Source organism: Sphingomonas sp. TDK1 (assembly GCF_001650735.1).
GTDB lineage: Bacteria > Pseudomonadota > Alphaproteobacteria > Sphingomonadales > Sphingomonadaceae > Sphingomonas.
Window position 1 is genome coordinate 222,139 of the sequence record NZ_LXVY01000034.1, and the last position, 26,232, is coordinate 248,370.

22 protein-coding genes are annotated in these 26,232 nt (G+C 64.5%); 9 read left to right on the forward strand and 13 right to left on the reverse strand.

The features are described from left to right. Nucleotides 1-62: 62 nt before the first annotated feature. The 5 genes from manD to A7X12_RS17740 all read right to left on the reverse strand — a co-directional run bounded on the left by manD (nucleotide 63) and on the right by A7X12_RS17740 (nucleotide 5,593). Nucleotides 63-1,271, reverse strand: a complete 1,209-nt coding sequence (gene manD / locus A7X12_RS17720) for a D-mannonate dehydratase ManD (protein WP_064312769.1) — start codon at nucleotides 1,269-1,271, stop codon at nucleotides 63-65. Nucleotides 1,272-1,401: 130 nt separating this feature from the next. Next, nucleotides 1,402-2,199 (reverse strand): SDR family NAD(P)-dependent oxidoreductase, encoded by a 798-nt coding sequence (locus tag A7X12_RS17725; protein ID WP_064312770.1) that lies wholly within the window; start codon nucleotides 2,197-2,199, stop codon nucleotides 1,402-1,404. Then, nucleotides 2,196-3,212, reverse strand: coding sequence for a phosphotransferase family protein (locus A7X12_RS17730; RefSeq protein ID WP_064312771.1), 1,017 nt, complete (start codon nucleotides 3,210-3,212; stop codon nucleotides 2,196-2,198). The genes A7X12_RS17725 and A7X12_RS17730 overlap by 4 nt, the downstream gene beginning before the upstream one ends. Further along, on the reverse strand, nucleotides 3,209-4,294 hold the full coding sequence (locus A7X12_RS17735; RefSeq protein ID WP_064312772.1) for a Zn-dependent alcohol dehydrogenase: 1,086 nt from the start codon (nucleotides 4,292-4,294) through the stop codon (nucleotides 3,209-3,211). Before A7X12_RS17735 ends, A7X12_RS17730 begins: the two co-directional genes overlap by 4 nt. Nucleotides 4,295-4,309: 15 nt before the next feature. Next, a complete protein-coding gene (locus tag A7X12_RS17740; protein WP_064312773.1) occupies nucleotides 4,310-5,593 on the reverse strand; it encodes an acyl-CoA dehydrogenase family protein in 1,284 nt (427 codons plus the stop codon). 140 nt (nucleotides 5,594-5,733) lie between these two features. Between A7X12_RS17740 and A7X12_RS17745 the strand changes: the two genes are divergently transcribed. After that, a complete protein-coding gene (locus A7X12_RS17745) occupies nucleotides 5,734-6,969 on the forward strand; it encodes a TetR/AcrR family transcriptional regulator (protein WP_064312774.1) in 1,236 nt (411 codons plus the stop codon). A 59-nt stretch (nucleotides 6,970-7,028) separates the two neighbouring features. On the opposite strand, the gene A7X12_RS17750 is transcribed toward A7X12_RS17745, so the two are convergent. Further along, nucleotides 7,029-9,764: a TonB-dependent receptor gene (locus A7X12_RS17750; protein WP_064312775.1), complete on the reverse strand. Its 2,736-nt coding sequence runs from the start codon at nucleotides 9,762-9,764 to the stop codon at nucleotides 7,029-7,031. Nucleotides 9,765-10,058: 294 nt separating this feature from the next. Between A7X12_RS17750 and A7X12_RS17755 the strand changes: the two genes are divergently transcribed. From A7X12_RS17755 to A7X12_RS17770, 4 genes are all read left to right on the forward strand, one after another. Further along, complete coding sequence (locus A7X12_RS17755; protein WP_198162071.1) at nucleotides 10,059-11,273, forward strand: MFS transporter; 1,215 nt, start codon at nucleotides 10,059-10,061, stop codon at nucleotides 11,271-11,273. 126 nt (nucleotides 11,274-11,399) lie between these two features. After that, entirely contained in the window at nucleotides 11,400-11,894 is a 495-nt protein-coding gene (locus A7X12_RS17760) for an EF-hand domain-containing protein (protein ID WP_064312776.1), read from the forward strand. A gap of 159 nt (nucleotides 11,895-12,053) precedes the next feature. Continuing rightward, a complete protein-coding gene (locus A7X12_RS17765; RefSeq protein WP_064312777.1) occupies nucleotides 12,054-12,773 on the forward strand; it encodes a response regulator in 720 nt (239 codons plus the stop codon). After that, the gene (locus A7X12_RS17770) at nucleotides 12,770-14,152 is read left to right on the forward strand and encodes a sensor histidine kinase (RefSeq protein WP_064312778.1); all 1,383 of its coding nucleotides are present in this window, start codon (nucleotides 12,770-12,772) and stop codon (nucleotides 14,150-14,152) included. Before A7X12_RS17765 ends, A7X12_RS17770 begins: the two co-directional genes overlap by 4 nt. A gap of 165 nt (nucleotides 14,153-14,317) precedes the next feature. Here A7X12_RS17770 and ndk read toward each other — a convergent pair whose 3' ends face one another. Continuing rightward, the gene (gene ndk, locus A7X12_RS17775; protein ID WP_064312779.1) at nucleotides 14,318-14,740 is read right to left on the reverse strand and encodes a nucleoside-diphosphate kinase; all 423 of its coding nucleotides are present in this window, start codon (nucleotides 14,738-14,740) and stop codon (nucleotides 14,318-14,320) included. 74 nt (nucleotides 14,741-14,814) lie between these two features. Beyond that, nucleotides 14,815-15,255, reverse strand: coding sequence for a DNA polymerase III subunit chi (locus tag A7X12_RS17780; protein ID WP_064312780.1), 441 nt, complete (start codon nucleotides 15,253-15,255; stop codon nucleotides 14,815-14,817). A gap of 138 nt (nucleotides 15,256-15,393) precedes the next feature. Between A7X12_RS17780 and A7X12_RS17785 the strand changes: the two genes are divergently transcribed. The 4 genes from A7X12_RS17785 to rsmA all read left to right on the forward strand — a co-directional run bounded on the left by A7X12_RS17785 (nucleotide 15,394) and on the right by rsmA (nucleotide 20,987). Continuing rightward, a complete protein-coding gene (locus tag A7X12_RS17785) occupies nucleotides 15,394-17,694 on the forward strand; it encodes an LPS-assembly protein LptD (protein ID WP_232318584.1) in 2,301 nt (766 codons plus the stop codon). Nucleotides 17,695-17,792: 98 nt separating this feature from the next. Then, entirely contained in the window at nucleotides 17,793-19,151 is a 1,359-nt protein-coding gene (locus A7X12_RS17790; protein ID WP_064312782.1) for a peptidylprolyl isomerase, read from the forward strand. A gap of 1 nt (nucleotide 19,152) precedes the next feature. Beyond that, complete coding sequence (pdxA, locus tag A7X12_RS17795) at nucleotides 19,153-20,166, forward strand: 4-hydroxythreonine-4-phosphate dehydrogenase PdxA (protein ID WP_064312783.1); 1,014 nt, start codon at nucleotides 19,153-19,155, stop codon at nucleotides 20,164-20,166. Then, complete coding sequence (gene rsmA / locus A7X12_RS17800; protein WP_064312784.1) at nucleotides 20,163-20,987, forward strand: 16S rRNA (adenine(1518)-N(6)/adenine(1519)-N(6))-dimethyltransferase RsmA; 825 nt, start codon at nucleotides 20,163-20,165, stop codon at nucleotides 20,985-20,987. The genes pdxA and rsmA overlap by 4 nt, the downstream gene beginning before the upstream one ends. A gap of 4 nt (nucleotides 20,988-20,991) precedes the next feature. Here the strand turns inward: rsmA and A7X12_RS17805 are convergent, their stop codons facing one another. From A7X12_RS17805 to A7X12_RS17825, 5 genes are read right to left on the reverse strand one after another with little or no spacing between them, the layout of a single operon-like run. After that, a complete protein-coding gene (locus A7X12_RS17805) occupies nucleotides 20,992-23,211 on the reverse strand; it encodes a spermidine synthase (RefSeq protein ID WP_443029310.1) in 2,220 nt (739 codons plus the stop codon). Beyond that, nucleotides 23,208-23,732 (reverse strand): GNAT family N-acetyltransferase, encoded by a 525-nt coding sequence (locus A7X12_RS17810; RefSeq protein ID WP_064312785.1) that lies wholly within the window; start codon nucleotides 23,730-23,732, stop codon nucleotides 23,208-23,210. Before A7X12_RS17810 ends, A7X12_RS17805 begins: the two co-directional genes overlap by 4 nt. Then, entirely contained in the window at nucleotides 23,729-24,253 is a 525-nt protein-coding gene (locus A7X12_RS17815; RefSeq protein WP_064312786.1) for a GNAT family N-acetyltransferase, read from the reverse strand. Before A7X12_RS17815 ends, A7X12_RS17810 begins: the two co-directional genes overlap by 4 nt. After that, a complete protein-coding gene (hemB, locus tag A7X12_RS17820; RefSeq protein ID WP_064312787.1) occupies nucleotides 24,250-25,236 on the reverse strand; it encodes a porphobilinogen synthase in 987 nt (328 codons plus the stop codon). The genes A7X12_RS17815 and hemB overlap by 4 nt, the downstream gene beginning before the upstream one ends. After that, nucleotides 25,233-26,174: a histone deacetylase family protein gene (locus A7X12_RS17825; RefSeq protein WP_064312788.1), complete on the reverse strand. Its 942-nt coding sequence runs from the start codon at nucleotides 26,172-26,174 to the stop codon at nucleotides 25,233-25,235. Before A7X12_RS17825 ends, hemB begins: the two co-directional genes overlap by 4 nt. Nucleotides 26,175-26,232: the final 58 nt, after the last annotated feature.

Here is a 26,232-nt window from a genome sequence, read left to right on the forward strand (position 1 = left end):
CCACGGCCGCCTTTTTCTTGATCAGAACAGCGGGGCGACGGGAGCGCCGCCCCCGGCACGGCTCACCAGTTCCACATCGTCCCGTCTTCGAGGCGAGCGACCGGCAGATAGGCCGGCTTGTAGGGATATTTCGCCGCGAGGTCCTCGTCGATGTCGACCCCGTGACCCGGTGCCTCGCCGCAGAACAGATAGCCCTTGTCGAAGTGATAGTCGTGCGGGAACACCGCATCGGTCTCGTCGGAGTGGCGCATATATTCCTGAATGCCGAAGTTCGGGACCCAAGTGTCGAAGTGGAGCGCGCAGCCCATCGTCACCGGCGACAGGTCGGTCGCGCCATGGCAGCCGGTGCGGACCTGATACAGGCTGGCGAGATCGGCCAGGCGGCGCAGATGCGTAAGGCCGCCGGCGCCGACCACGGTCGCACGCAGATAATCGATCAGCTGGTTCTGGATCAGGTCCTTGGCGTCCCAGATCGTGTTGAAGATCTCGCCCACTGCCAGCGGGGTAACGGTGTGCTGGCGAATGAGCTTGAACGCTTCCTGATTCTCGGCCGGGGTCACGTCCTCCAGCCAGAAAAGCTGGTAGGGCTCGAGCATCTTGCCCAGATTGGCGGCTTCCTGCGGTGTGTAGCGATGGTGGCCGTCGTGCAGCAGGTGATGGTCGAAGCCATAGGTAGCGCGGAGCTTCTCGAACAGCTTGGGCACATAGTTTAGCGCCTTGCGCGTATCCCAGCCGGTGACCGAGGGCAGCGCCGCATCGGCAGGCTCGTAATACATGGTGCCGCGGCCGACACCGTAGGCATCCTTGATACCCGGCACGCCCGTCTGCGCGCGGATCGCCTTGTAACCCAGGTCGATATACTTGCCGACCGCCTCGACGGTCTGCTCGATATCGGCGCCATTGGCATGGCCATAGACCATCACGCCGTCGCGGCTTCGACCGCCGAGCAGCTGGTAAACCGGCATGCCGGCCATCTTGCCCTTGATGTCCCAGAGCGCCATGTCGACCGCCGCGATCGCGCGCATCGTCACCGGGCCACGACGCCAATAAGCACCCCTATACAGATACTGCCAGATATCCTCTATCCGGCGCGGGTCCATGCCGATCAGGCAGGGAATGACATGGTCTTCGAGATAGGAGACCACCGCCAGTTCGCGGCCGTTGAGCGTGCCGTCGCCGATGCCGTATACGCCCTGATCGGTGTGGATCTTCAGCGTCACGAAATTGCGGCCGGGGCTGGTCACGATAACCTTGGCCGAGACGATCTTCATCGAGCTACCTCTATAGGCTGTTTGTTGCCGCTGGCCTGACCAATTGCGACGCTCATGTCAAGAGATTGGCCAGACCTCCGGTGCGCCTCCTAGGGACTCCAAGCTAACCTTTCCTCAACGCCGAAGCGGCTCAGAATGCCGGTTTGCCGTATATCTGTCGCGTGACGGGGAAGCTGCTGCTGAGGCCGCCGTCGACCGCGATCGCCTGCCCGTTGACATAGCTCGCAGCATCCGAGGCGAGGAACAGCGCCACCTCTGCAATTTCCTCCGGACGCCCGGCGCGCCGCAGCGGATTGAGCTGGCCCAACTTCTCCTCTTTGCCCTGCTGACGGGCATAGTCGAACGCGCGCTGGGTCATGCCGGTCTCTATCAGCCCGGGGCAAATCGCATTGACCCGCACGCCCGATGTGGCCAATTGCTGCGCTGCGGTCTGCACCAGATTGATCAAGCCCGCCTTTGACGCTGAATAGGGCGTGCCCCCCGCCCCCGAACGCAGCCCGGCAACGCTTGCCGTACACAGGATCGCCCCGCCGCCGCGCGCGACGATGCGTGGCGCAGCATATTTGATGGCGAGCGCCGGGCCGATGAGATTTACCCGCAGAACCTCCATCCAAAGTGTTACATCTGCGTCGAGTATTCCAGCGGTGCCACCAGAGATACCCGCATTGGCGTAGAAGATGTCGAGCCCACCGAACTGGTCACACGCAATGTCAACAAGCCGCCGCACATCATTCTCCTCGGCGGCGTCGATCTCGATGGCCAGCACTCCTTCGAACTCCGAAATGACCTCGTGCACGCCAGCGTCGCGGTCGGCCGCCACCACCTTCGCGCCCTGCCTGGCGAAGGCACGCACCGTCGCACGCCCGATGCCCGACGCAGCGCCGGTAACCACCGCGACCTTGCCGGTGAAATCCAATCCGCCGCTCATGCCCCTGCCCTTTGCGCGAAATGCCAGGCCGCCGATGCCAGATCCGGTAGCCGCTCGACGGTTTTGGCTGCCTGCGCGCTCGAGGCATTGCCGTCGAGCATCCGCTTCTTGATCCCCTGGACAATGCCGGTCAGGCGGAACAAGTTGTAGGCAAAATACCAGTCGAGGTCGGGCACGCCGTCCCGCCCCGTCGCGGCGCAGTAGCGCGTCACCATCGCCTCGATCGTCGGGATGCCCGTCGCTGGCCCTTCCAGTCCCTTTACTCCCGAGCGGCCTTCCGGCTCGGTCACCCAGTTCATCAGGAAATAGGAGAAATCGGCCAGCGGATCGCCGAGCGTCGATAATTCCCAGTCGAGCACCGCCAGCACCTGCGGGCCGTCGGCGGCGAAGATCATGTTATCGATGCGATAATCGCCATGGACGATGCTGGTCCGGGTCTGCGGAGGCAGCGTGCGAGGGAGGAATTCGATCAGTGCCTCCACTTCGGGCACGTCCCCGGTTTGGCTTGCGCGGTACTGGCGGGTCCAGCGTTCGACCTGACGCGCGAAATAATTGCCCGGCTTGCCATAGTCCCCGAGGTTCACGGCGACCGGGTCGATCCGGTGCAGCGCGGCGAGCGCGTCCACCATCGCTTCATAGAGGGCGGTACGATCAGCCGGGTGCATGTCGGGCAGCGACCCGTCCCACAGCGTCCGTCCTTCGACCAACCCCATCAAATAAAATGGCGCTCCGATGACTTGCCGATCCTCGCAAAGGACAAGGGGACGTGGGACGGGAAAGCCCGTCGGGTGCAAGGCTGCGATCAGCCGGTATTCGCGCTCCACCGCATGTGCGGAAGGCAGGATTGTACCGAACGGCTTGCGACGAAGAACATAGGAACCAGAATTGGAATCAACGCGATAGGTCGGGTTGCTTTGTCCGCCTGGGAACTTCATCACCTTCACGGGCCCGGCAAAGCCGTCGACATGCGCCTCCGTCCAGGCTGCGAGGCGGATTTCGTCGAGATCGCTCATGTGAACTCGATCACGGAGCGAACGCTCGTGCCCTGCCGCAATGTATCGAGCGCCTGGTTTATCTCCGGCAGCCGGATGCGCTCGGCGACCATCGTATCGAGATCGAGTTTGCCGTCGAGATAGAGCTGCACCAGCCGCGGCATGTCGATCGGAAATCGCGTGCTCCCGAGCAGCGAGCCCTGGATCTTCTTTCCGGTGAGAAAGGTCGGGCCTGGCAGGCTTACGGCCTGCCCGGGCGCGATCATGCCGAGGATCGTCGCCGTGCCGCCCCGTCGCAAGATCTGCCAGCAAAGCTCGGCAGTCGCGGGGCGGCCCACGGCCTCGATCGCGTAATGGACGCCGCCGTCGGTGAGCGCGATCACCTGCTTCGCTACGCTCTCCACCGTCGGGTCGATCGCATGGGTCGCGCCCATCCTAAGCGCCAATGCGCGCTTTTCAGGTACGGGATCGAGAGCGAGGATCTGCCCGGCTCCCGCGATCTTGGCTGCGTTGATCGCTGAAAGGCCGATCCCACCGGCGCCGATCACCGCAACGCTCTCTCCCGGGCGCACCCGGCTGTCGTTGAAGATTGCTCCTGCTCCCGTAATTACCGCGCAGCCGAGCAGGGCAGCGCGGTCGAGCGGCATTTCCTTGCTGATCGCCACGCAGGCATTTTCGTGCACCAGCATCATTTCGGCAAAGGCCGACAGGTTGAGAAAGGGGGCCAACGCCGTACCACTCGCCAGCCTAAGACGCGGCTCGGCCTCAGCCGGGCGGCGGGTGGAAGGATCGATGCAGAGCGAGGGACGACCGGTAACGCACATTTCGCATGCGCCGCAGAAGGCGGTGAAGAAGGTGATGACGTGATCGCCCGGCCGCAGATGCGCGACATCGGACCCCACTGCCTCGACCACACCCGCAGCCTCATGTCCCGGCACAGTCGGTACGGGATGCGGAAAGGCCCCATCGACGAAATGGAGGTCGGAGCGGCATACGCCCACGGCTGCAGTGCGGATCAGCACCTCGCGAGGCCCCGGCTTGGAGACCTCCACCTCCTCGATCGCGAGCGGCGTCTTGGCCTCGAACAGGACGGCTGCTTTCATCCCCCGCCCCCCCCTTTATCGACTGGCGCCTAGGTCGCCCGAGGACGCGCGATCCGCCTTGAACTCGGCATATTTGCCGAACTCGGCGCGCGCGATGGCGCGGGCGTGAACCTCGTCGGGACCGTCCGCGAGCCGGAGCGTCCGGACGCTTCCCCAATTATGCGCAAGGTCGAAGTCGTCGCTCACCCCTGCCCCGCCATGCGCCTGGATTGCATCGTCCAGAATCTGCAGCGCCATGGTGGGTGCCTGCACCTTGATCATCGCGATTTCGAGCTGGGCAGCTTTGTTGCCGGCTTTGTCCATCATGTCGGCGGCTTTGAGGCAAAGAAGTCGCGTCATCTCGATGTCGATCCGCGCGCGGGCTACTCGCTGTTCCCAGATCGAATGGTCGGAGATGCGTTTGCCGAACGCAACGCGACTGACGAGGCGCTTCGCCATTGCTGCGACTGCCTCTTCCGCGACGCCGATCGTACGCATGCAGTGATGAATCCGGCCCGGACCGAGGCGACCTTGCGCTATCTCGAAGCCTCGGCCCTCCCCCAGCAATAGATTCTCCGCCGGCACCCGCACGTCCCGCAACACGATCTCGGCATGGCCGTGCGGCGCGTGATCATACCCGAAAACGGAAAGCATACGCTCGATGCTCACGCCGGGTGCATCGAGGGGGATCAGTATCATGCTCTGCTGGGCGTGCCTCGCTGCATCGAGATCGGTCTTGCCCATCAGGATGGCGATCTTGCATCGGGGATCTCCGGCGCCGGAGGACCACCATTTGCGCCCGTTGATCACATAATGATCGCCCTCCCGCTCAATCCGCGTCTCGATATTGGTCGCGTCGGAGGACGCGACCGCAGGCTCCGTCATCAGAAAGGCCGAGCGGACCTCGCCGCGCATCAACGGCGCAAGCCATGCCTCCTTCTGTGCCCGTGTGCCATAGCGATGCAGCACTTCCATGTTGCCGGTATCCGGCGCCGAACAGTTGAATACCTCCGATGCCCAGCCAACCCTCCCCATCTCCTCCGCGCACAGCGCATATTCCAGATTGGTGAGTTGCTCGCCCTCGAAGACGAAACTCTCATCGATTTGCGGTCGGCCTGCGTGCGGCGGCATGAAGAAATTCCACAGGCCTGCCGCCTTGGCGCGCGCCTTTACCTCCTCCAGTACCGGATTGACCGCCCAACGATCTCCCGCCACTGCCGCAGCACGATACTCTGCGTCGCGCGGCCGGATTTCGGCGTCGATGAAGGCCTTCACCCGGTCGCGGAAATGGGTTTCGCGCGCGTTCAGCGTGAAGTCCATGGCATCGCTCTCCTGTCATTCTTTGCATCGAGCCTAGCCCGTACCCGATATTCGGTAAAGGGCACCCGCCGATCAATTTCACGACATACCGATACCAAAAAAACGTTTGGGCGCGCGCTGGAAACGGCTAAGCTGGCGCGATGCAGTCGCCGCCCAAGATCGAGAGCACCAACACCAAGCGGTTCCAGGCGAAGCGCGATGCAATCCTCGCCGCTGCCGCCGCCGCGATCAACGAGCAGAGCGCGAAGGGAATGACCTTTGCCGATGTTGCGCGACGGGTCGGGCTGAACACCACCTCGGTCACCTATTATTTCAAACGCAAGGAAGACCTTGCTGCGGCAGCCTTTGAACAGACGCTTGCGTGGCTCGATACGATCCTGGATCAGGCGCTCGCCGAGCCGACGCCGGAGGCGCGCGTCGCCCGCTTCCTCGCCGTCAACATGGAACGGCTGGCCCGGATCGGGCGCGGCGAGGAGCAGGCGGTCGCGATCCTGTCTGACCTTCGCGCGATGGAGGAGCCGCTCAAGAGCAAGCTGCTTACCGGGTGGCGCAACGTCTTTCGCAAGACCCGCAGCCTTTGGGGCAGCGAAGGCAGCCGTGCGGAAACCGATCTTCGCGGCGCCCGAGCGCATGTGTTGCTGGAAAACAGTTTCTGGCTGAATGCCTGGATGTCGCGCTACGAGATCGATGAATATCCGCGGGTCGAAGCGCGGCTAATGGACGTATTCCGCCACGGCATCGCGGCGGAGGGGCAGCGCTGGGGCCCCCATCTGTTTGAGTTGGTGCACGACGAACCCGAGCCCGGTCGCGAGTCCTTTCTGCTTGCGGCCACGCGGCTGATCAACGAACTCGGCTATCGCGGTGCCTCGGTGCAGCGCATCGCGTCGGAGCTGAACGTCACCAAGGGCAGCTTCTACCATCACCTCGATGCCAAGGATGATCTTGTCATCGCGTGCTACAAGCGCAGTTTCGACATCCTCGCCGATGCGCAGCGGCTCGCAGAGAGCCATGCGGGCACCCAGTGGCAGCGGATCGAAAGTACGCTGGCCACGCTGCTGGACTATCAGTTCTCGGAACGCGGCCCGCTGCTGCGAACCACTGCACTCTCCGGATTGCCGGCGCAGGTGCGCAATACCATGCTCGATCGATCAAACCGTATCGCCCGCCGCTTCGCGGGGATGCTGTCCGACGGGATTGCGGAAGGCACGATCCGGCCGATCGATCCGCTGGTCGCCAGCCAGGCGTTGATGGCGCTGCAGAATGCGGCATTCGACATGCGTAAGTGGGCGAGCACCATGCCGCGGGAGCGGGCCGTCACCTTCTACGCTTCCACGCTGGCTTATGGCCTGTTCGACGACCGCGTACTCGACGGCTGAGGTTAAAAAAGGGGCCGGAGGATTGCTCCTCCGACCCAGTGCTTTCCTCCCCAGGAAAGTCAGAAGCGGGTGCGCACCGTAACCCCGTAGGTACGCGGCTCGGCGAGATAGGCCGAGAAGATCTGGCGGCCGCCCGGATAACGGGGATCGGTGAACGGCGCGCTCGCGGCGCCTTCCTGGAACGGCGAGTTGAACACGACCTGCGTATAGTTCTGGTTGAGCAGATTCTGCCCCCACAGTTCGATCGCCCAGCGTTCTTCCTTGCCGCGGATACCGATGCGGCCGTTTACCAGTACATAGCCGTCCTGCGCCTTTTGCGGGAATAGGTCGGAGCCCGTGTTGTAGTCGCTGGTCATGCGCGTATCGAAATAGACCAGGCCGCTCAGGCCGGAATTGCCGAGTTTCGGTGTCCACGCCACCGAGGCGGTGGTGACGATTTCCGGCGCGTTCGACAGGTTCTTGACGGGCAGCAGGCGCAGGGCCTGATCCAACGGTGCGCCGCGATCGCTGCCCACCAGCTGATTGCGGTAGTGGGTGTCCGAATAGGTCAGGCCCAATCCCACTCGGAAGTCGCGGACTGGCACCAGCGATGCCTCCAGCTCTACGCCCTGGGAGACGACGCCGTAGCTGACGTTCGACGCGGAGCATGTGCCGGTGGATGCTGCTGCTGCATTGAAATTTCCGGCGGAACTGAACTTGCTCTGGTCGCGATCGCCGCCGTTCAGGCCGGCGGTGCAGCCGTTGATATTCTGTACCAGGAAGACCGTGCCGTTGAATGTGTTGAGCTGGAAGTTCTTGAACTGCTGCCGAAAAGCGGAAACGTTAAGGCTGAAGGCACGGGTCGAGTATTTCAGGCCGAGTTCGAACGCATCGTTCGTTTCCGGCGCGAACTGCAAATTGCTGACCAGCGCCTGCGCGCCGCCCGCTGCTGCGAACGGCAGGATCGGCACCTTCAGCGCGGACTTGTCGAGATTGAATCCGCCCGCCTTGTAGCCGCGCGAATAGCTGCCATAGACAAGCAGATCGTCGGTCGGCTTGTACGAAAGGATCGCCGTACCGGTGAATTCATCTTCCTTGCGGGTGTCGTGGATTGCAGCGCCGTTCAGTTCGGATGTGGTGTTGCCCTGGCATGAGAGACCCAGAATGCCGTCGACCACTGCCGTGAGCGCGGCGACCGAGCGTAACGGCAACAGGGAGGTCTGGTTTGCGACGCAGGCGGTGTTGTCGTTGCCAAACGTCGCGTTCAAGCGCTTGCGCTCATTGGTGTATCGAAGGCCAAGAGTCAGGTCCAAGGCCTTGGCGACATGAAAAATATTATGTGTGAACAGCGCCCAGTTGCGGCTGTTCTGTTTGAACAGATCGCGGGTGGTTCCGCGATCGTTGATACCGTCCAATCGATCGAACGCCGCGTAGATTAGCGGCGACGCGGCGCCGAACAGCGCCGGACGTGCAGCAAGACAGCCGGGCGCAGCGGGATTGTACAACGCCGCAAGCCCGCCCCCGGAAATGATCCGGCACGTCGCGAAACGGCCATATTGATTGCCGAACCGCAGATTGTCGACAACGGTCAGATCCTCGTTCGCAAAATAGCCGCCAACCAACCAGTCCAGCTTGTCGTTGAATGCGGTGCCGTTCAGTCGCAGTTCCTGGCTGAACGTCTCAAACTTGCGGGAGGAATCGGCATTTGGTGCGCGATAGAGGATATCGATCGCACTATAGTCTGTATCCGCGCCCTGGCTTGCAAAGTAGTTGCGATACGCCGTGATAGAGGTCAATTTAACATCGCCCAGCGTCCAATCGACTTGGGCAGACCCACCCCAATCCTTCGTGACACCGCCGTAGCTACGGCCCGCATTGGTGTAGATATTCCGGCTGTAAGGGTTGCTGAATGCAGCCATAGGCTGGCCTAGATCACGCAGCACGCGAACGATGTTGTTGGCGCCCGGGTTGTTCAGGTCGCCGATGTTCGGGTTCATCGACTGGTCGACATAAATTGCCGCGCAGCAGTCTTCCTTGCGGCGAGTATAGTCGCCGATCAGCCGGATGCGCAAATCGTTCGAAGGCTCGAACAGCAACTGGCCACGGACGAAATAGCGATCGCGATTGTTGACGTCGCGATTGTTGGTCACGTCGTGGTAGAAGCCGTCGCGCTTCATGTAGACGCCGTCTACGCGCCCCGACACGGTTGTGCTGAGCGGAATGTTCACATATCCCTGAAGGCGGATCGTATCATAATTGCCGTAGGTTGCCTCCGCTCCTGCCGAGAAGGTCGGAGACGGCGCCTTGGAGGTTATGCTGATGATACCGGCTGAGGCATTGCGGCCGAACAGCGTGCCCTGTGGGCCGCGCAGCACTTCGATCCGCTCAATCTCACCCAGCTCGTTCAGGCCAATGCCGGAGCGGGAACGGTAGACGCCGTCGATGAACACCGCCACCGAGCTTTCCAGACCGGGGTTGTCGCCGACCGTACCGATGCCACGAATTCTCGCAGAGCCATTAGCTTCGCTGCCTGTCGACGACACCAGCAGCGAGGGCGCGACCTGATTGAGCGCGCGGATGTCGTTGGCGCCGGTCTGCTGGAGGGTCTCGGCGCTTACCGCGGATACCGCAAGCGGCACGTCGGCGAGTGCCTGGGCGCGCCCCTGAGCCGTCACGATGATCTCGTTGTCCGACTGCGTTCCGCGAGGCGCCGCAGCATCCTGTGGCTCATTGCTGGTATCTTGCGCATAAGCGGGCGCTGCGAGCGCCATCACGAGTGCCGGGACCGCGCAGGCCGACATAAGGCGTAGCCGCATATCTATCCTCTCCACCGAGGTTGGAGCTGTTTGCCCGCTCCATACCCGAAGCTCGAATACACGCCTTGCCGCCAGCGGCGTCAAGCAAAACTAAAGTTTCAAAATGCCACTAGAATGCAATCGTTGCGGAGAAAGCACAGTGTCGCGATAACCGGATTGGCATGCGACGGTCCGCTGCTAAGTCTCCATCGTCCAGCGGGGCGGTCTTCCGCTGCCGAGGCGACGACATGTGTCGAACATGGCGGAAGACCGCCAGTTGCGCTACAGTCGCCCCAACTCTGGGGAGGGGACGTCATGCCATTTCATCATCGCGCCGTGCCGATCGTGCTGGCAGCGGTACTGATCGATTCCATCGGCTTCGGGATCATCTTGCCGGTTCTTCCGAAGCTTATCGTCACGCTTTCCGGTGCCAGCCTGGATGACGCGGCAAGGATCGGCGGCTGGATGCTGGTGGCGTTCGCCGCCGCGCAGTTTTTCGCTGGCCCTGTGCTGGGCAATCTGGGCGACAGTATCGGGCGGCGTCCGGTGTTGCTGTTGTCGATGGCGGCGTTCGCGATCGACTATCTGCTGATGGCGGCGGCGCCCACCATCGGATGGCTGTTCGTCGGGCGGGTGGTCGCCGGGGTCGCAGGCGCCGTCTACGGTCCCGCCAACGCGGTACTGGCAGACGTTACCCCGCCCGAAAAGCGCGGCGCCACCTTCGGGATGATGGGCGCGGCATTCGGTATCGGCTTTATCCTGGGGCCGGCCATGGGTGGTTTGTTGGCCGGATTCGGTCCGCGCGCGCCGTTCATCGCTGCGGCTTTGCTGGCGGGCATCAATGCCGTCTGGATCCTTATCCTGCTGCCGGAGACGATCGTGCCTGCACGCCGCCGCATCTTCCGCTTGCGCGATGCCCATGTCTTTGCTGCCTTCGCACCGCTTTTCCAGGCCGGCAACGCCAAGCCGCTGCTGCTCGCCGCCTTTCTGTGGCAGCTCGCGCATATGGTATATCCCGCCACCTGGGCCTTTTTCGGCGAGATCGCGCTCGGCTGGAACGAGCAGATGATCGGCTGGTCTCTGGCGGCATCGGGCGTTTGCATGGCGCTGATACAGACCTTCGTCACCGGACGTGCGATCGCGGCATGGGGCGAGGAGCGTACCGTCGTCCTGGGCATGCTGGCGGGCGGCGCAGCCTTCACCGCTTATTGCTTCGTTCGCGAGACCTGGATGGTGTTTGCGATCATCCCCTTCGCGGCCTTTCAAGGTCTCGCCTTCCCGTCGATCAATGCCCTGCTGTCCCGTATGACCGATCCCTCTCGGCAAGGCGCGCTGCAGGGCGGGATGTCGGCGCTGGGCAGCACCGCGCTCATCCTGGGGCCCCTGCTCCTCAGCCAGGCGCTGGCGTTCGGGACCGAGCGCGGCTTTCGCGGTGGAAATTTCGCCGTTGCCGCGGTGCTGGCGATCAGCGCGCTCCTGCTTATTGAATGGAAGGTCGTGCCACGCGTTCAGCGGGCACCCGCCGTCTGACGAAAGACAATTTGCGACACTTTGGCGGCGGCAATGACAAATCCATGCGACAGCCCGATGCGAAACGAAGGGCGTGCCGGGGGTCAGCCCCCGCCCCCGGCATCCCTTCTTCTTCAGGAGTTTCGGATGCTGAAACGTGTCACCCTCGCCGCGCTCGGGGCCTCGCTGCTCGCCGGTTCGGCGCTCGCCGCTCAGACCGCGTCGGAGGACGGGCCGCGGATTCCCCACCGTGATCCGCTGGCCATGGTCGATCAGAACAAGGACGGCGTCGTGACGCGGGAGGAGATGCTCGCCAGCGTCACCACCCGGTTCAACGCGATGGACGCGAACCATGACGGCAAGGTCACGCCGGAAGAGCGGGAAGCCTATCAGGCTCAGATGCGCGCGCGCATGGGCGGCCGGATGAAGCCGAAGCGCGACCTCACCCTCGCCGACGAGCAGGCGCGCGCAACCCGCATGTTCGACATGGTCGACACCAATCATGACGGCAAGATCGACGCAACCGAACGCCAGGCGGCGACCCAGCGGATGATGAACATGCGTCGTGCCGGCGGCTGGCGCGGCCATCAGGGCGCGCCGACCGGCGACACGCCTCCGCCTCCTCCGGCCGGCGGCAACTGACGCCAGCCGGAGCAGCCGGGCGGGAGGCCGTCGACATCGCTGATCCTGTCCCCGTCGGGATCGCAAGCGCTTCCCCTGGCGCTTCACCGCGACGTCTGCGGATCTCCTCCCTCCCGTCCGGCTCTTTCCCCCGTCGGCAAAGGCGCTAGTCTGTTGACCATGTCCGAGGTTCCCCACCTGCTACTCGTCGACGACGAGCGTTCGATACGCGAGCCGCTCGCGCAATATCTGACCAAGCAAGGCTTTCGCGTCACCCAGTCCGGCGATGCCGAGAGCGCGCGGGCACGGCTCAATGCCTATGCGATCGATCTGGTGGTGCTCGACATCATGATGCCGGGCGAGGACGGCCTGAGCCTGTGTCGCCATATCCGGGAAACCAGCGAGACGCCGGTCATCCTGCTAACCGCGCGCAGCGAGGAGACGGACCGGATTGTCGGGCTCGAAATGGGTGCCGACGATTACGTGGTGAAGCCGTTCAGTCCCCGCGAACTCTCCGCCCGGATCAAGGTTGTGCTGCGGCGCTGGTCGGCGGGCGGCGCCAAGCAGCACGCGCCGGAGACCGGCTCCTTCGCCTTTGCAGGTTGGGTGCTGCGCACCGGCGAGCGCACGCTGGTCGATCGTGAAGGTGTCTCGGTGCCGCTCTCGACCGGTGAGTATAACCTTCTCCACGCGCTGGTGACGCGACCGCGGCAGGTCCTCACCCGCGACCAGTTGCTCGACCTGACGCAAGGCCGGGAGGCTGCGGCCTTCGATCGGGCGATCGACAATCAGGTCAGCCGCCTTCGCAAGAAGATCGAGCCCGACGCCAAGAATCCGTCGATCATCAAGACGGTTTGGGGCGGGGGCTATACGCTCGCGGCCGAGGTCACCCGGCTTTGAAGCGGTTCCTGCCCACCAGCTTGATCGCGCGAATCGCCTTGCTTGTCGCGGCGGCACTGTTCGTAGCGCAGGCGATCAACTTTGGCCTGCTGCTGCACGAACGGCAAAAGGCTCGGTTCGCGCTGGTGATCGCGCCGGCGACCACTCGCCTGGCCGACGCCGCAGAGCGGCTGCTGATCCTCCAGCGCGAGATGCCCCGGCAGCCGGGTGCGGCGAAGAACCAGTTTCTTTCCGATCCTCGAACGCATGTGCGCCTTCACACGCAGAACCCCTTTGCAGGGGAAACCGATCGCCGCCGGCCCGATGTCGAGCGCGACCTCCGCCGCGGCCTTGAGGACGCAGGGCTGCATGCCGGGTCGATCATGGCGGCCCTTCGCCCCGTAAAGCCCGAGCGCTTGCTCGATCCGAAACTCGACCCGCTGCGTGCGGAGCGGCTTCGGCGCATGGGCGCGGAAATGCTCGTCGCTGTCGAGCTGCCCGGGAAAGGCTGGCTGACGCTCGCCACGCCATGGCCGCGCAGCGAGTTCGACCTGATCTGGCAGCTCGCGGCGCAGACGCTTATTCTCTATGTGGTGGTGCTCGTGCCGGTGCTGCTCGTCGGCGGCAGGATCGCGCGGCCGCTGCGCACCCTCACCGACGCCGCGCGTACCTTCCGACCGGGTGACGACACCGCGCCCATCCGCGAGCGCGGGCCCAGCGACGTGCGCGCGCTGATTGCCGCCTACAACGCGCTGAGCCGCCGCGTCACTTCGATGCTGGACGAGAAGGACCGTATGCTAGGCGCGATCGGCCACGATCTGCGCACGCCGCTTCAGGCCCTGCGCGTGCGGATCGAATCCGTCGAGGATGAGGACGATCGTGCGCGCATGGCCGACACGGTGGACGAAATGAGCCGCACGCTGGACGACATTCTTTCACTCGCCCGATTGGGTCGGCCGAGCGAGCCGAATACCGATGTGGATCTTGGTGCGCTGGTCGACGCCGTGGTCGAGGATTTTCGCGATCTCGATCACGACGTCCGGTTCGAGGAGCCGGAGCGACTAAAAATGCGTCTGCGGCCGACGTTGATGCGGCGCGCGGTTCGTAACCTGATCGAGAACGCCGTGAAATATGGCGGCGGCGCGGAAGTGCGGCTGATCGCTGAAACCGAACGGGTCACGATCGAGGTGTGCGATCGCGGCCCCGGCATTCCGCCCGAGAAGCTTGACCTGGTCTTCAACCCCTTCACCCGACTGGAGCAATCACGCAATCGCGACACTGGCGGGATCGGACTAGGGCTGGCGCTCGCCCGGGCGATCGTCAACGATGCGGGCGGGACCATTGCGCTGGGTAATCGCGACGGCGGCGGGCTGACCGCAACGATTACCTTGCCGCGGTAAACGCGTTCTAAGCTCCTCCCGTCGGAGGAAGGGGCTGGTGTGGAGGGATCGTTGCTCTAGGTCAGACTCCATCCCCAACCTTGAAGGGCCGGGCTTTAGACAAAAGAAAAAGGCCGCGTTCCCGATGAGGAGCGCGGCCTTTGTCTGCCTGAAAACCCCGGCTGATCAGCCGACGATTTCTTCCGGCTTGAAGAAGAAGGCGATCTCGGTCGCGGCGTTCTCTTCCGAATCCGAACCATGGACCGAGTTTGCTTCGATCGATTCGGCCAGTTCCTTGCGGATCGTGCCCGGCTCGGCGTTCGCCGGATTGGTCGCGCCCATGATGTCGCGGTTGCGCTGCACGGCGTTCTCACCCTCGAGCACCTGCACGACGACCGGGCCGGAGATCATGAACGACACCAGGTCATTGAAGAAGGGACGCTCCTTGTGAACGCCGTAAAAGCCTTCAGCCTGCTCACGGGTCATCTGGATGCGCTTGGAAGCGACGACGCGCAGGCCAGCCTCTTCCAGCATCTTGGTGACGGCGCCGGTCAGGTTGCGGCGGGTGGCATCGGGCTTGATGATCGAAAAGGTCCGGGTCGCGGCCATGGCCGTGCGGCTCCTGTAGTTGGTGATGAAAGGAAGTCGCGGCTCCCTAGTCCTGCCGCGTCTCCTTTGCAAGCTCAGGCGACTTGTGCCCAGCGGCCATTTTCGTCCTGCCGCCAATAACGGCGCTCGACGCTCTCGCGATCGCCCAGAGCCCGCCAAGCCACGCGCGCGGCACCGATGCTGTCTTCATCGAACAGGTGGAAGGCGCGCTCGAACCCGAGCGCCTCGTCGCGCCATAAGCCATCGACCAGCGCGACGTTTCGCGCACCGTTCGCCGGCGCCACGGCATCGGCGATCAACGCCGGCTGATCGGAATCCCATGCGCCGCCTGCCTGTGCGTGGGGCAGGAAGCTCGCAGCGTTGTAGCTCCACAGCAGCTGGTCGATCCGGGCCCTGAGCCCTGCGTCCTCGGCCACGATCAGCAGCCGCCCGCCGCTGCCCAGCACCTTTTCGGCGATGGATGGAAGCACGCGATCCAGCGGCGCCATGGTAAGGTGATAGAAATCGACCTGCATGCGGGGCTCCTTAGCCCGGATGCGCGTTTGGGCCAACGCGCCTGCCGTTGCGGAGGCGCAATCGCTGCGATAGGGCACGAGAATGCCCGTTGCCGGGGAGTGACGATAAAGGTGGGAGTTTTCGTGAAGCGCAAGGCCATGTTCTTTCCGGCCGCGCTCGGTCTGTGCCTCTCGGCGCAGGCACGTGCCCAGCAGGTGCCCGAGTCGCGGCCCCTGCCCGCCGATCCGGCCGGCACCGCCGCGCCTGCGGCGAACGTGCCCGCGGCCAATCTGCAGGATCGCCCGGCAGAGCCCGCGCCGCCGCCGCCCAACGGCCTGCCGGACGATCCCAACCAAGTGCAGTTCACCGCCGATCAGCTCGATTACGACATGAACACCGATGTCGTGACCGCGAGTGGCGATGTACGTCTCTATCGCGAGAGCAACCGGCTCCGCGCGGATAAGGTCACCTGGGATCGCCGTACCGGCAAGGTGATGGCGACGGGTAACATCGTCGTCGCCAACCCGCAGGGCGACGCCGCCTATGGCGACAGCATCGAACTGACCGATACGCTGAAGGACGGCGTGGTCGACAACATGCTGGTGGTGCTGGAAGCCGGCGGCCGCATCGCTGCCCAGCGCGGCTCACGCAGCGACGGCGGCGTCATCACTGTCGAGAACGCCGCCTATACGCCCTGCACCGTTACCGACAGTTCGGGCTGCCCGAAGGAGCCTTCCTGGAAGATCACGGCCGACCGCGTCGTCTATGATCCCGCGAAGCACCGACTGCGCTACAAGGGCGCGCGCATCTCGGTCTTTGGCTTTGCGACCATTCCGCTACCGGCCTTCTCGCATCCGGCGGGCGGACAAAGCGATTCGGGCTTCCTCACGCCCGATGCGCGCTACAGCCGTACCAATGGCTTTCAGATCGCCCTGCCCTATTTCTTCAGCCTCGCGCCCAATCGCGATCTGACGGTCACCCCGCGCGTGTTTACCAGCACGCTGCCGATGCTGCAGGCCGATTATCGCGAGCTGAACAGCCTCGGTTCGTTCCGCGTGCAGGCCTATGGCACCTATAGCCGCCGCTCGGACGACCTGACGGTCGCGCCGACGCCGGATACGCTCCGCAACGATTTCCGCGGCTATCTCGACTTGGTTGGGCGCTATCAGCTGGACCCGAGCTGGAATGTCCATGCCTCGCTGCGGGTGGCCAGCGACCGCACCTTCCTGCGCCGCTATGACATCTCTCGTGACGACCGATTGCGCAACAATGTCGCCATCGAGCGGATTGATGCCGACAGCTATTTCGTGATCAACGCCTGGGCCGTGCAGACCCTGCGCGTCGGCGACCGCCAGGGGCTGCAGCCGGTCGCGCTGCCCGAGCTCGAATATCGCCGCCGTCTCGACGACGGCCTGCTCGGCGGCAAGTTCGACTTCCAGGTCAACACCCTCGCGCTTACCCGCACCGGCGGTCAGGACACTCAACGCGCCTTCACCAGTGCGCAGTGGAGCCTGCGCAGGCTGACCAATTGGGGCCAGGAAGTCACCTTTACCGCCTATACGCGCGGCGACATCTACAACACCTCGGATACGCTGGCCACGAGCGTCGTCAGCTACCGCGGTCAGGACGGCTTCCGCTTTCGTGGCATCGCCGCGGGTGCTGTCGACGTGAAATGGGCGTTTGTCGGCGACTTCCTGGGCGGCAGCCAGCGCATCACGCCGCGCGTGCAGGTGGTTGCCGCGCCGCACCTCGAGAACATGGACGTCCCGAATGAGGACGCCCGTGCCGTCGATCTGGAGGATTCGAACCTCTTCGCGCTCAACCGCTTCGCCGGCTATGACCGTTTCGAAGACTCGACGCGCTTCACCTACGGCCTCGACTATGCGCTCTATTTGCCCGGGTTTAGTATCGAGGCGAATGTCGGGCAAAGCTACCGCCTCACCAACCGCCCGACGCTGTTCCCGAACGGGACGGGCCTCACCGATCGCCTCTCGGACATCGTGGGCCGGACGGTCATCCGCTTCCACGATTTCCTCAGCCTTACCCACCGCTACCGGTTGGACAAGGACGGCCTGGCGGTGCGCCGCAACGAAATCGATATGTCGCTCGGCTCGCGCGCGACCTATGTCCAGATCGGCTATCTTCGCCTGAACCGGAATGTCGACCCGACGCTGGAGGATCTGCAGGATCGCGAGGAACTTCGTCTCGGCGCTCGTGTGCAGTTCGCGCGCTTCTGGTCGTTGTCGGGCTCGACGCTGATCGACCTGACCGACAAGCAGGAAGATCCGCTTTCGCTGGCCAACGGATTCCAGCCGATCCGTCACCGCATCGGTCTGTTCTACGAGGATGACTGCCTGCGCATCGGCACTACCTGGCGGCGCGACTATGCCACCACCGGCGACGCACAGCGCGGCAACTCCTATCTGCTTACCCTCGCCTTCAAGAACCTCGGCCGCTAGAACCGATCGCTTGAGGGATTCGGCGCTAAGCCTTGGTTCAGGCACAATTGCGCAGTAAGCGCTGCTTCCCGTTTGAGGATAAGGGTCGTTCTGAAGTGATGATGGGTTTGGGCAGGATTGCGGGCACGGGTGCTAAGTGGCTGACGGGCGCGGGGGTTGCTGCTCTGGCGACGATGGCGATTGCGCAGACGACCCCGGCCCAGGACGGTCAGTCGGGCGTAAATAACGGGCTCGACCTGCCCAGCACGCTCGAGATTTTCGGCAAGGCCGATCCGAACGTCCGCAAGCCTACCGCGATAGTCAACGACTATGTCATCACCGGCACCGATGTGGATCAGCGCGTGGCGCTGGTTACCGGCATGCAGAAACTGACGCTGAAGCCGGAAGAGCGCGAGCAGCTCAAGCTCGCCATGCTCCGCCAGCTGATCGACGAGACGCTGGAGATCCAGGAGGCCAAGGCCAACGAGATCAAGGTCGATGCGCGCGAGATCGAAAGCAGCTTCAGCCGTGTCGGCGCGCGCTTTCAGAAATCGCCGGACCAGATGCGTGCCTGGCTGCGCGAAATTGGTTCGTCGGAACGCTCGATCAAGCGCCAGATCGAGGCGGAACTGGCGTGGAGCCGCCTGCTCCGCCGACGCGTCAACGTGAATGTCGGCGAAGCCGAAGTGAAGGCGATGATCGATCGTCTGACCGCCCAGAAGGGCACCGACGAATATCACGTGTACGAGATCTATCAGAACGCGACGCCGGATCGCGCGAAGGAGGTCTCTGCCAGCATGCAGAAGATGATCGAGCAGATGCGGCAGGGCACCCCGTTCGACTATCTCGCCCGTACCTATTCGCAGAGCTCGACCCGCGCGCGCGGCGGCGATCTTGGCTGGATCCAGCCCGCCATGCTGCCCGAGGCGTTGTCGCAGGCCGTCCAGGATATGCAACCCGGCCAGGTCGCCGGCCCGATCCCGCTCTCGGCGGGCTTCTCGATCGTGTATCTGGCGGACAAGCACAAGGTCGGCGTCGCCGATCCGCGCGACGCGAAACTGAGCCTTCGTCAGCTGTCGCTTACCTTCGCCAAGGGCACGACCGAGGCGCAAGCCAGCACCCGCGCGGCCGCTTTCGCCAAGGCTACGCAGACGATCCGCGGTTGCGGTGACGTGAGCAAGGTCGCGGCGGCGGAGGGTGCCGAGGTCGTCGATCGCGACAACATCGTCATCAAAGACCTCCCGCCTGCGCTTCAGAACCTGATCCTGCCGCTGCAGGTCGGCCAGTCGACCCAGCCTTTCGGCTCGATCGAGGACGGCGTCCGTGTGCTGGTGATCTGCGGCCGCGACGATCCGCCTGCAGCTTACACGCCGTCGGTAGAACAGGTGCAGGAACAGCTGGAAGACCAGCGCGTCAACCTGCGTGCCGAGCGCATGCTGCGCGATCTGCGCCGCGACGCGCTGATCGAATATCGCTGAGATGACGGCCGGGGGCGCCACCCTGCCTCCGCTCGCCATCTCCATGGGCGACTCCGCGGGGATCGGGCCGGAAATTACCGCCAAGGCCTGGGAAGCGCGCGAGACCGAGAGGCTCGCGCCTTTCTTCGCCGTGGGCGATCCCGCCGCCGTCCGCGCCGTGTGGGCCGGACCGATCGCACCGATCGGTGATCCGCGTGAAGCCTTCGCGGTGTTTGGCGAGGCGTTGCCGGTATTGCCGCTCGGCGATACCGGGCCGGTACTGCCCGGCGCGCCCAACATGGGCACGGCGCACATCGCGCTCCAGTCGCTGGAAGTCGCGACCGGGCTGGCCAATGCCGGCGCCGCGGGTGCGCTGGTGACGGGCCCGGTTTCCAAGGCGCAGCTTTATGCCGTCGGCTTCAGCCATCCCGGACAGACGGAGTTCGTGGCGGAACGTTGCGGCATCACCGCCGAGAATGCAGTGATGATGCTGGCGGGCCCCACGCTCCGGGTCGTGCCGATGACCGTACATGTGCCGCTGGCCCACGTCCCCTCTCTGATCAGTCCGGAACTCGTGATCGCCAAGGGCCGCGTCACCGCACGCGGTTTGCAGCGCAATTTCGGGATCGGCGCACCCCGGCTCGCATTTGCCGGTCTCAACCCGCACGCCGGCGAAGGCGGTGCGATCGGCCGGGAGGAGATCGAGGTGCTGATCCCCGCGATTGAGCAGCTCCGCGCCGAGGGCATTGACGCGACGGGGCCCTTCGCGGCCGATACGCTGTTCCATGCCCGTGCACGCGAAACCTATGACGCGGCGCTTTGCCTCTACCATGATCAGGCGCTGATTCCGATCAAGACACTCCATTTCGACGACGGGGTGAACATGACGCTGGGGCTGCCGATCGTGCGCACTTCGCCCGATCATGGTACCGCATTCGGCATCGCAGGGCGCAATGTCGCGCATCCGGGCGCCATGATCGCCGCCATCCGCATGGCCGCAAGCGCGGCGCAACGCAGGGCCGAAGCCGCAGCGTGACCACCCTGCCCCCGCTCCGCGATATCATCTCGAAATATGGACTCAGTGCCAGCAAGGCGCTGGGCCAGAATTTTCTGTTCGATGGCCAGTTGCTCGGGCGCATTGCCAAGGTGCCGGGGGATATCGCCGATGCCGAGGTGTTCGAGGTCGGCCCCGGCCCCGGCGGCCTGACCCGCGCGCTGCTGCAGGCTGGCGCGAGGGTGACAGCCGTCGAACGCGATCACCGGTGCATCCCCGCGCTGGAAGAGCTGGGCGGCTATTTCCCCGAGAGGCTTCGAGTCATCGAAGGCGATGCGCTGGAGGTGGACGCGCCTGCACTGTTCGCGGGCAAGCCGCATGTTGTCGCCAACTTGCCCTATAATGTCGGCACCGCCCTGCTTGTCGGTTGGCTTTCGGCCGAATGGCATCCCTGGTGGTCCAGCCTGACATTGATGTTCCAGAAGGAAGTTGCCGAACGGATCGTTGCGCAGGCCGGAACCGAACATTATGGCCGCCTCGCCGTGCTTGCCCAATGGCGGAGCACCCCGCGGATCGCGATGAACGTCCATCGCTCCGCTTTCACGCCGCCGCCAAAGGTCATGTCGGCGGTGGTCCACATCGTACCCGCCGAGGCGCCGGAAGGCGTTCGGCTCCGTCAGTTGGAAGCGGTGACCGCTGCTGCGTTCGGCCAGCGTCGCAAAATGCTACGGCAGAGCCTCAAGCCCGTGCCCGGCGCGCTGGCAGCGCTGGAGACGCTTGGCATCGATGCAAGCCGCCGTGCGGAAACGGTCAGCGTCGACGAGTTCGTCGCCATCGCGCGGGAACTCGATCGCTCGACCTGAGCCGCTATTCAGCGCGGGGGCGGAACGGTCGCAACACAGGCACCAGTGAGGCATGATCGTCTGTCCAGCCGGCAAAGCCCGGTTGAGCGGCCAGCGGCCGCCACTCGGGATCTCGCACCTTCAGGGCCGCCAGCGCGCGCGGGGATCGGCTGAGCGCGATCCAGTCGGAGGTAGTGCCCTCGTCCGCTCGCTCCAGTGCGCCCGGCACATGGACGAGACGCAACCCCTGCCAGCCCGTCGCCTTCGCCGCACCGGCAACTACCGGCCCCAGCGCCAGAAAGCGGTTGGAAATGTGCACGAGCAACAGACCTTCCGGTGCGACGACGCGGCCATAGGCTTCGAAGGCCTCTGCCGTCATCAGGTGCATCGGAACGGCATCCGAGGAAAAGGCGTCCAGCGCCAGCAGGTCGAAGCTGGCGGCGGGCAGTTCGCTCAATCTCAGCCGCGCATCGCCGATCAAGATCTTCGCCCGCGGAGCACAGAGGCGGAGGAAGCTGAAGTCACCGGAATCGCGCGCGAGATGGACTACCGCCGGATCGATCTCGAAGAAGCGCCAGGATTGTCCGGGCTGGGCATAGCAGGCGAGCGTACCCGTCCCCAGCCCGACCACGCCAATTCGGGCATGTGCGCCGTAGAGCGACGGTGCAGCCTGCATTGCCTGTCCCACGCCAGAGCCGGCCTGGTAATAGGTCGTAGGGTTGCGGGCGCGGTCGCCCTTGAGCTGCACGCCGTGCAATGTCGTGCCATGGGCTAGGCGTCGCTCGTCCGGCTGGTCGTTGACTGTATAGACTCCGAAATAGCTGCGGGTACGTGCGCCGCTGAGCGACGTCTGGAGGGCGTTGTGGCCGCCGAACAGGAACAGACCGCCCGCCAGCGCCACGGCAAAGGGCCAGCGCGCACCGATGGCGATCAGCCCCAACACTGCCACCATCACAAATGCGAGTTGGACGTGCATCGAGCCGAGCAGATGCTCGTTGAGCCCGACGAGTACGATCCCGACCACCGCGATGCTCAGCACCATGCCCGCGATATGGCGATATTTCCCCCACCATAGCGCGGCGAACGGTGCGGTCAGCGGCCGTTGCGGGATCAGAACACCCGCGGCAAGGATCAGGAGCGGGTACTCATAGGTCCAGTCGAACAGCACCGGAGCGACAAGGCCCGAGAAGACGCCGCCCAGCGCGCCGCCGACCGCCATGGCCAAGTAGAAGCCGGTCAGTCGCTCCGGTGCCGGGCGCACTGCATAAAGGCGCGCGTGGCAGGCGACCGAGACCGCGAAGAGCAGCACCAGCCCGATCAGCGCGTTGACGTAGGCCAGCTGTGAGTCTCCGGCGACGAGCGTCGCACCGAACAGCAGCAATACGAGCGGCACGCAGCGCTGCAACAAATCGTCCAGCAGCGCCGAGCTTCGAAATGCAACCGGGAAGCTCAGCAGGTATAGGCCGAGCGGCAGGACCCACAGCAGCGGCACCGCGACGATGTCGGTCGTGAGAAACGTCGTCGTCGCGAGCATGAGGCCCGAGGGCACCAAGGCGAGAACGATCCAGCGCAGCCAGTCGCGCCCTACGACAGCAGGCGCCCCGGCTCTTCGTGCAGGGACGATGTCCTCATGAGGCAAACGGCTCATGCAAGCCAGGACCAGCAGGGCGACCATGACATAGCCGGCGGTCCACAACCAGCTTTGGCTGCGAAGCCGCAGGAGCGGCTCCACGAGCAGCGGATACGCCAGCAATCCTGTAAAGCTGCCGATATTGGACGCGGCATAGAGCGCGTACGGGTCGCGCCCATGGCTTGAGACTGCATACCAGCGTTGGAGCAACGGTGCCTGTGCCGAGATGGCGACGAACAGCGGCCCGATCGCAGCGACCAGCAGCCACGGCACCCAAATCGCGGGCTGGGCGCCGATTGGCACCTGCATCGTCCCCAGCCCGATCGGCAGCCACAGCGCGGCAACGGCAAGCAGCCCGAGATGCAATGCCGCCTGCATCCGCACGGGAAATCGGCTGAGCCAATGCGCATAGCCGTAGCCGACCAGCAGCAACGCCTGGTACACCAGCATCGCCGAGTTCCACACGGCAGGCGCGCCACCCAGACGGGGCAGCGCCATGCGCGCAACCATCGGCTGCACCAGGAAGAGCAGGAACGATCCGCCCAGGATCGCACTGACGAACCAGCCGCGCGTCACGCCGTCTTGCCCGGCAAGAGCCGCCGTGGCCTTCTTCACGGACGCGCGATGCGATAGGTGCGGTGGCGCAGAAGTTCCGGAATGGCGCCGGGATGGTCAAAGTCCTGGTCCAGCGCGCGCTGCATGCCCAGCCGTTCCATCAGACCCCAGCTCCGCACATTGCCCTCGACGGTGATCGCCGCGACGCTGGCGGCGTCGCTATGCTGCCAAGTCCAGGCGAGGGTTGCGCGCGCTGCTTCGCGCGCATAGCCATGGCCCCAATGGGGAACGGCTAGACGCCAGCCGATCTCGATCTCCCCTTCGACCGGCGTGCCGGCGGCCCCCGGTTTGATTCCGCAGAACCCCAAAAATTGGGCATCCTCGCGGCGTTCCATGGCCCAGAAACAATGGCCATGGCTGTGCAAGAATTCGATCTGCCGGTCTATTCCTGCGTCGCTTTCTTCACGGGTTTGCAAAGGACCAATAAAGGCCATCACCTGCGGATCGCGGCACATCGCATGGAATGGATCGCGGTCGGCATCCGTCCAGCCGCGAAGTAGAAGCCGTTCGGTTTCGATCATGGTCGCCGGATCGCGAAAGCGACGGTTGGGCGCAAGCGATGTCCTTCTGGATGCACGGGGTGCTCGAAATCGGTGAACCATGTCATGCCGAGTCGTTCCATCAGCGCCCGGCTCGCCAGATTGCAGGCGGAAGTAATCGCCACCACGCGCGGCTCTGCGCGGTGGCGCCAGGCCCAGCCCAGGCTCGCAATGGCTGCCTCGCGCGCATAGCCCTGCCCCCAATGCGAACGCGCGAACATCCAGCCGATCTCCAGCTCCCCCTCGATCGGCGTATCCGGCGCACCGGGCTTGAGCCCGCAAAAGCCTAGCACGACGCCGTCGGCGCGCCGCTCGACGACCTGAAAGCCAAGGCCATGGCTGTCACCATAGCCGAGATGCCGCGCGATCGTCGCCCGGCTATGTGCCGTCGACTTCACCGGCCCCAGGTCGCGCATTACTTCGGGATCGCTCCACATCGCGTGAAGTGCCTCGAAATCGCGCGGCTTGGGCGACCGCAGCAGCAGCCGCGCCGTCTCGATCACGCGCCGAGCAGCCGTGCCGCCAGGGGCGCATGATAGGTGAGCACGCCCGAACACCCGGCTCGCTTGAACGCCATCAAGGTTTCCAGCACGAGTGCCTCCCGATCACCTGCACCTACTGCGGCAGCGGCTTCGATCATGGCATACTCGCCGGACACTTGATAAGCAAAAACAGGTACTTCGAATGCGTTCTTCACACGCGCAACGATGTCGAGATAAGGCAGGCCGGGCTTCACCATGACGCTATCCGCGCCCTCGGCGAGATCGAGCGCGACTTCGCGCAGCGCTTCCTCAGCATTGGCGGGGTCCATCTGATAGGTCTTCTTGTCACCCTTCAAAAGGCCACGGCTCCCAACCGCGTCGCGGAAGGGGCCATAGAAAGCGCTGGCATATTTGGCCGCATAGGCCATGATCTGCACATTGACGTGACCGTTGGCCTCCAGCGCGCCCCGGATCTGGCCGACGCGGCCGTCCATCATGTCGCTCGGCGCCACGATGTCCGCGCCCGCCTGTGCCTGGACCAACGCCTGCTCGGTCAGCACCGCAGACGTTTCGTCGTTGAGCACATAGCCGGCCGCATCGACGATTCCGTCATGGCCATGGCTGGTATAGGGGTCGAGTGCGACGTCGGTCAGAACACCCACTTCCGGCACCGCATTCTTGATCGCACGAATGGCGCGGCACATCAGATTGTCAGGGTTGACCGCTTCCCGACCATCTTCCGTCCGCAACGCATGCGGCGTGTTTGGGAACAGCGCCAGGCACGGAATTCCGAGATCGCGCGCCTCCCGTGCTCGTTCGACGATGCCTTTCAGGCTCCAGCGCGAAACGCCGGGGAGGGCCGCGATCGGCTCCTCGTCCTCGCCTTCGGTCACGAACACCGGCCAGATCAGATCGGCAGGGGTGAGCACCGTTTCGGCATGCAATCGACGGCTCCAGGCCGAAGCCCGGGAGCGGCGGAGGCGGAGCGCGGGATACTGACTCATGCCGCGCCAGATGCGCCTCGATTGCGCAGGTTGCAAGTGTCGCCGAGTGCCGCCGCGCCGAGGGTAAGGATGGACGTGGCATGCCGCCCGGCCACCTCCAGCGCGTCGCTGCCATAGCCGCCCCCCAGCGTGCTCGCGAAGGGGATGCCGCGCCCGCGCAGCGTCTCCGCAATCCAGCGATCGCGGGCGACAAGCCCCTCCCCGCTCAGGCTGAGCCGCCCCAGCCGATCGGCCGCGAAGGGATCGACGCCGGCTTGGTACAGGATGAGATCGGGATCGAACTGAACAAGAAGCGGTAACAGCGTCTGCGCCAGCGTTTCGAGATAGGTGTCGTCCCCGGTGCCGTCCGGCAGACCGACGTCGAGGGTCGAGCGCGCCTTGCGGACGGGAAAGTTCTTCTCGGCGTGGATCGAGTAGGTTGCGATGTCGGACCGACCGGCAGTCAGCGCCGCGGTGCCGTCGCCCTGGTGAACATCGCAATCGACGATCAGCACGCGGCGGGCATGCCCCTCTTCCGTCAATCGCACGGCGGCGATGGCGAGATCGTTGAACACACAATAGCCCGCGCCCGTATCGGCCAGCGCGTGATGGCTCCCACCAGCACTGTTGGCGGCATAGCCTTCCTGCTGGGCAAGCAGTGCCGCGAGGAAGGTGCCGCCAGGCACCCGCTCCGATCGACGCGCGACCGCGGGGGTCACCGGGAAACCGATCCGGCGGGTCTTGTGCGGCGGCACGCGGGCCTCGATAACCTCGGTGACATAGTCGGGATCGTGCACCGCTTCCAGCCAGCGAGAGGGCATCACGTCCGGCGTGTGCCAGCGAATATTCGCGCCTTCAGCCTGCAGCAGGTCACGGACAAGACCGTTCTTGTTCCAGAGATAGGCGCTGCCGGCCGGTGCAGGCGCAACATAGTCGGGGTGATGAACGACTTGGATCACATCCGGAATTTAGGAAGCGGGGCAGCGCTGCGAAAGACGGCCCTTCCGCCATGTCCCG

What these genes read in the sequence shown, in the direction of transcription:
- manD (WP_064312769.1), bottom strand. Translation starts at nt 1,271, where the DNA reads ATGAAGATCGTCTCGGCCAAGGTTATCGTGACCAGCCCCGGCCGCAAT.
- A7X12_RS17725 (WP_064312770.1), bottom strand. Translation starts at nt 2,199, where the DNA reads ATGAGCGGCGGATTGGATTTCACCGGCAAGGTCGCGGTGGTTACCGGC.
- A7X12_RS17730 (WP_064312771.1), bottom strand. Translation starts at nt 3,212, where the DNA reads ATGAGCGATCTCGACGAAATCCGCCTCGCAGCCTGGACGGAGGCGCAT.
- A7X12_RS17735 (WP_064312772.1), bottom strand. Translation starts at nt 4,294, where the DNA reads ATGAAAGCAGCCGTCCTGTTCGAGGCCAAGACGCCGCTCGCGATCGAG.
- A7X12_RS17740 (WP_064312773.1), bottom strand. Translation starts at nt 5,593, where the DNA reads ATGGACTTCACGCTGAACGCGCGCGAAACCCATTTCCGCGACCGGGTG.
- A7X12_RS17745 (WP_064312774.1), top strand. Translation starts at nt 5,734, where the DNA reads ATGCAGTCGCCGCCCAAGATCGAGAGCACCAACACCAAGCGGTTCCAG.
- A7X12_RS17750 (WP_064312775.1), bottom strand. Translation starts at nt 9,764, where the DNA reads ATGCGGCTACGCCTTATGTCGGCCTGCGCGGTCCCGGCACTCGTGATG.
- A7X12_RS17755 (WP_198162071.1), top strand. Translation starts at nt 10,059, where the DNA reads ATGCCATTTCATCATCGCGCCGTGCCGATCGTGCTGGCAGCGGTACTG.
- A7X12_RS17760 (WP_064312776.1), top strand. Translation starts at nt 11,400, where the DNA reads ATGCTGAAACGTGTCACCCTCGCCGCGCTCGGGGCCTCGCTGCTCGCC.
- A7X12_RS17765 (WP_064312777.1), top strand. Translation starts at nt 12,054, where the DNA reads ATGTCCGAGGTTCCCCACCTGCTACTCGTCGACGACGAGCGTTCGATA.
- ndk (WP_064312779.1), bottom strand. Translation starts at nt 14,740, where the DNA reads ATGGCCGCGACCCGGACCTTTTCGATCATCAAGCCCGATGCCACCCGC.
- A7X12_RS17780 (WP_064312780.1), bottom strand. Translation starts at nt 15,255, where the DNA reads ATGCAGGTCGATTTCTATCACCTTACCATGGCGCCGCTGGATCGCGTG.
- A7X12_RS17785 (WP_232318584.1), top strand. Translation starts at nt 15,394, where the DNA reads ATGTTCTTTCCGGCCGCGCTCGGTCTGTGCCTCTCGGCGCAGGCACGT.
- A7X12_RS17790 (WP_064312782.1), top strand. Translation starts at nt 17,793, where the DNA reads ATGATGGGTTTGGGCAGGATTGCGGGCACGGGTGCTAAGTGGCTGACG.
- pdxA (WP_064312783.1), top strand. Translation starts at nt 19,153, where the DNA reads ATGACGGCCGGGGGCGCCACCCTGCCTCCGCTCGCCATCTCCATGGGC.
- A7X12_RS17810 (WP_064312785.1), bottom strand. Translation starts at nt 23,732, where the DNA reads ATGATCGAAACCGAACGGCTTCTACTTCGCGGCTGGACGGATGCCGAC.
- hemB (WP_064312787.1), bottom strand. Translation starts at nt 25,236, where the DNA reads ATGAGTCAGTATCCCGCGCTCCGCCTCCGCCGCTCCCGGGCTTCGGCC.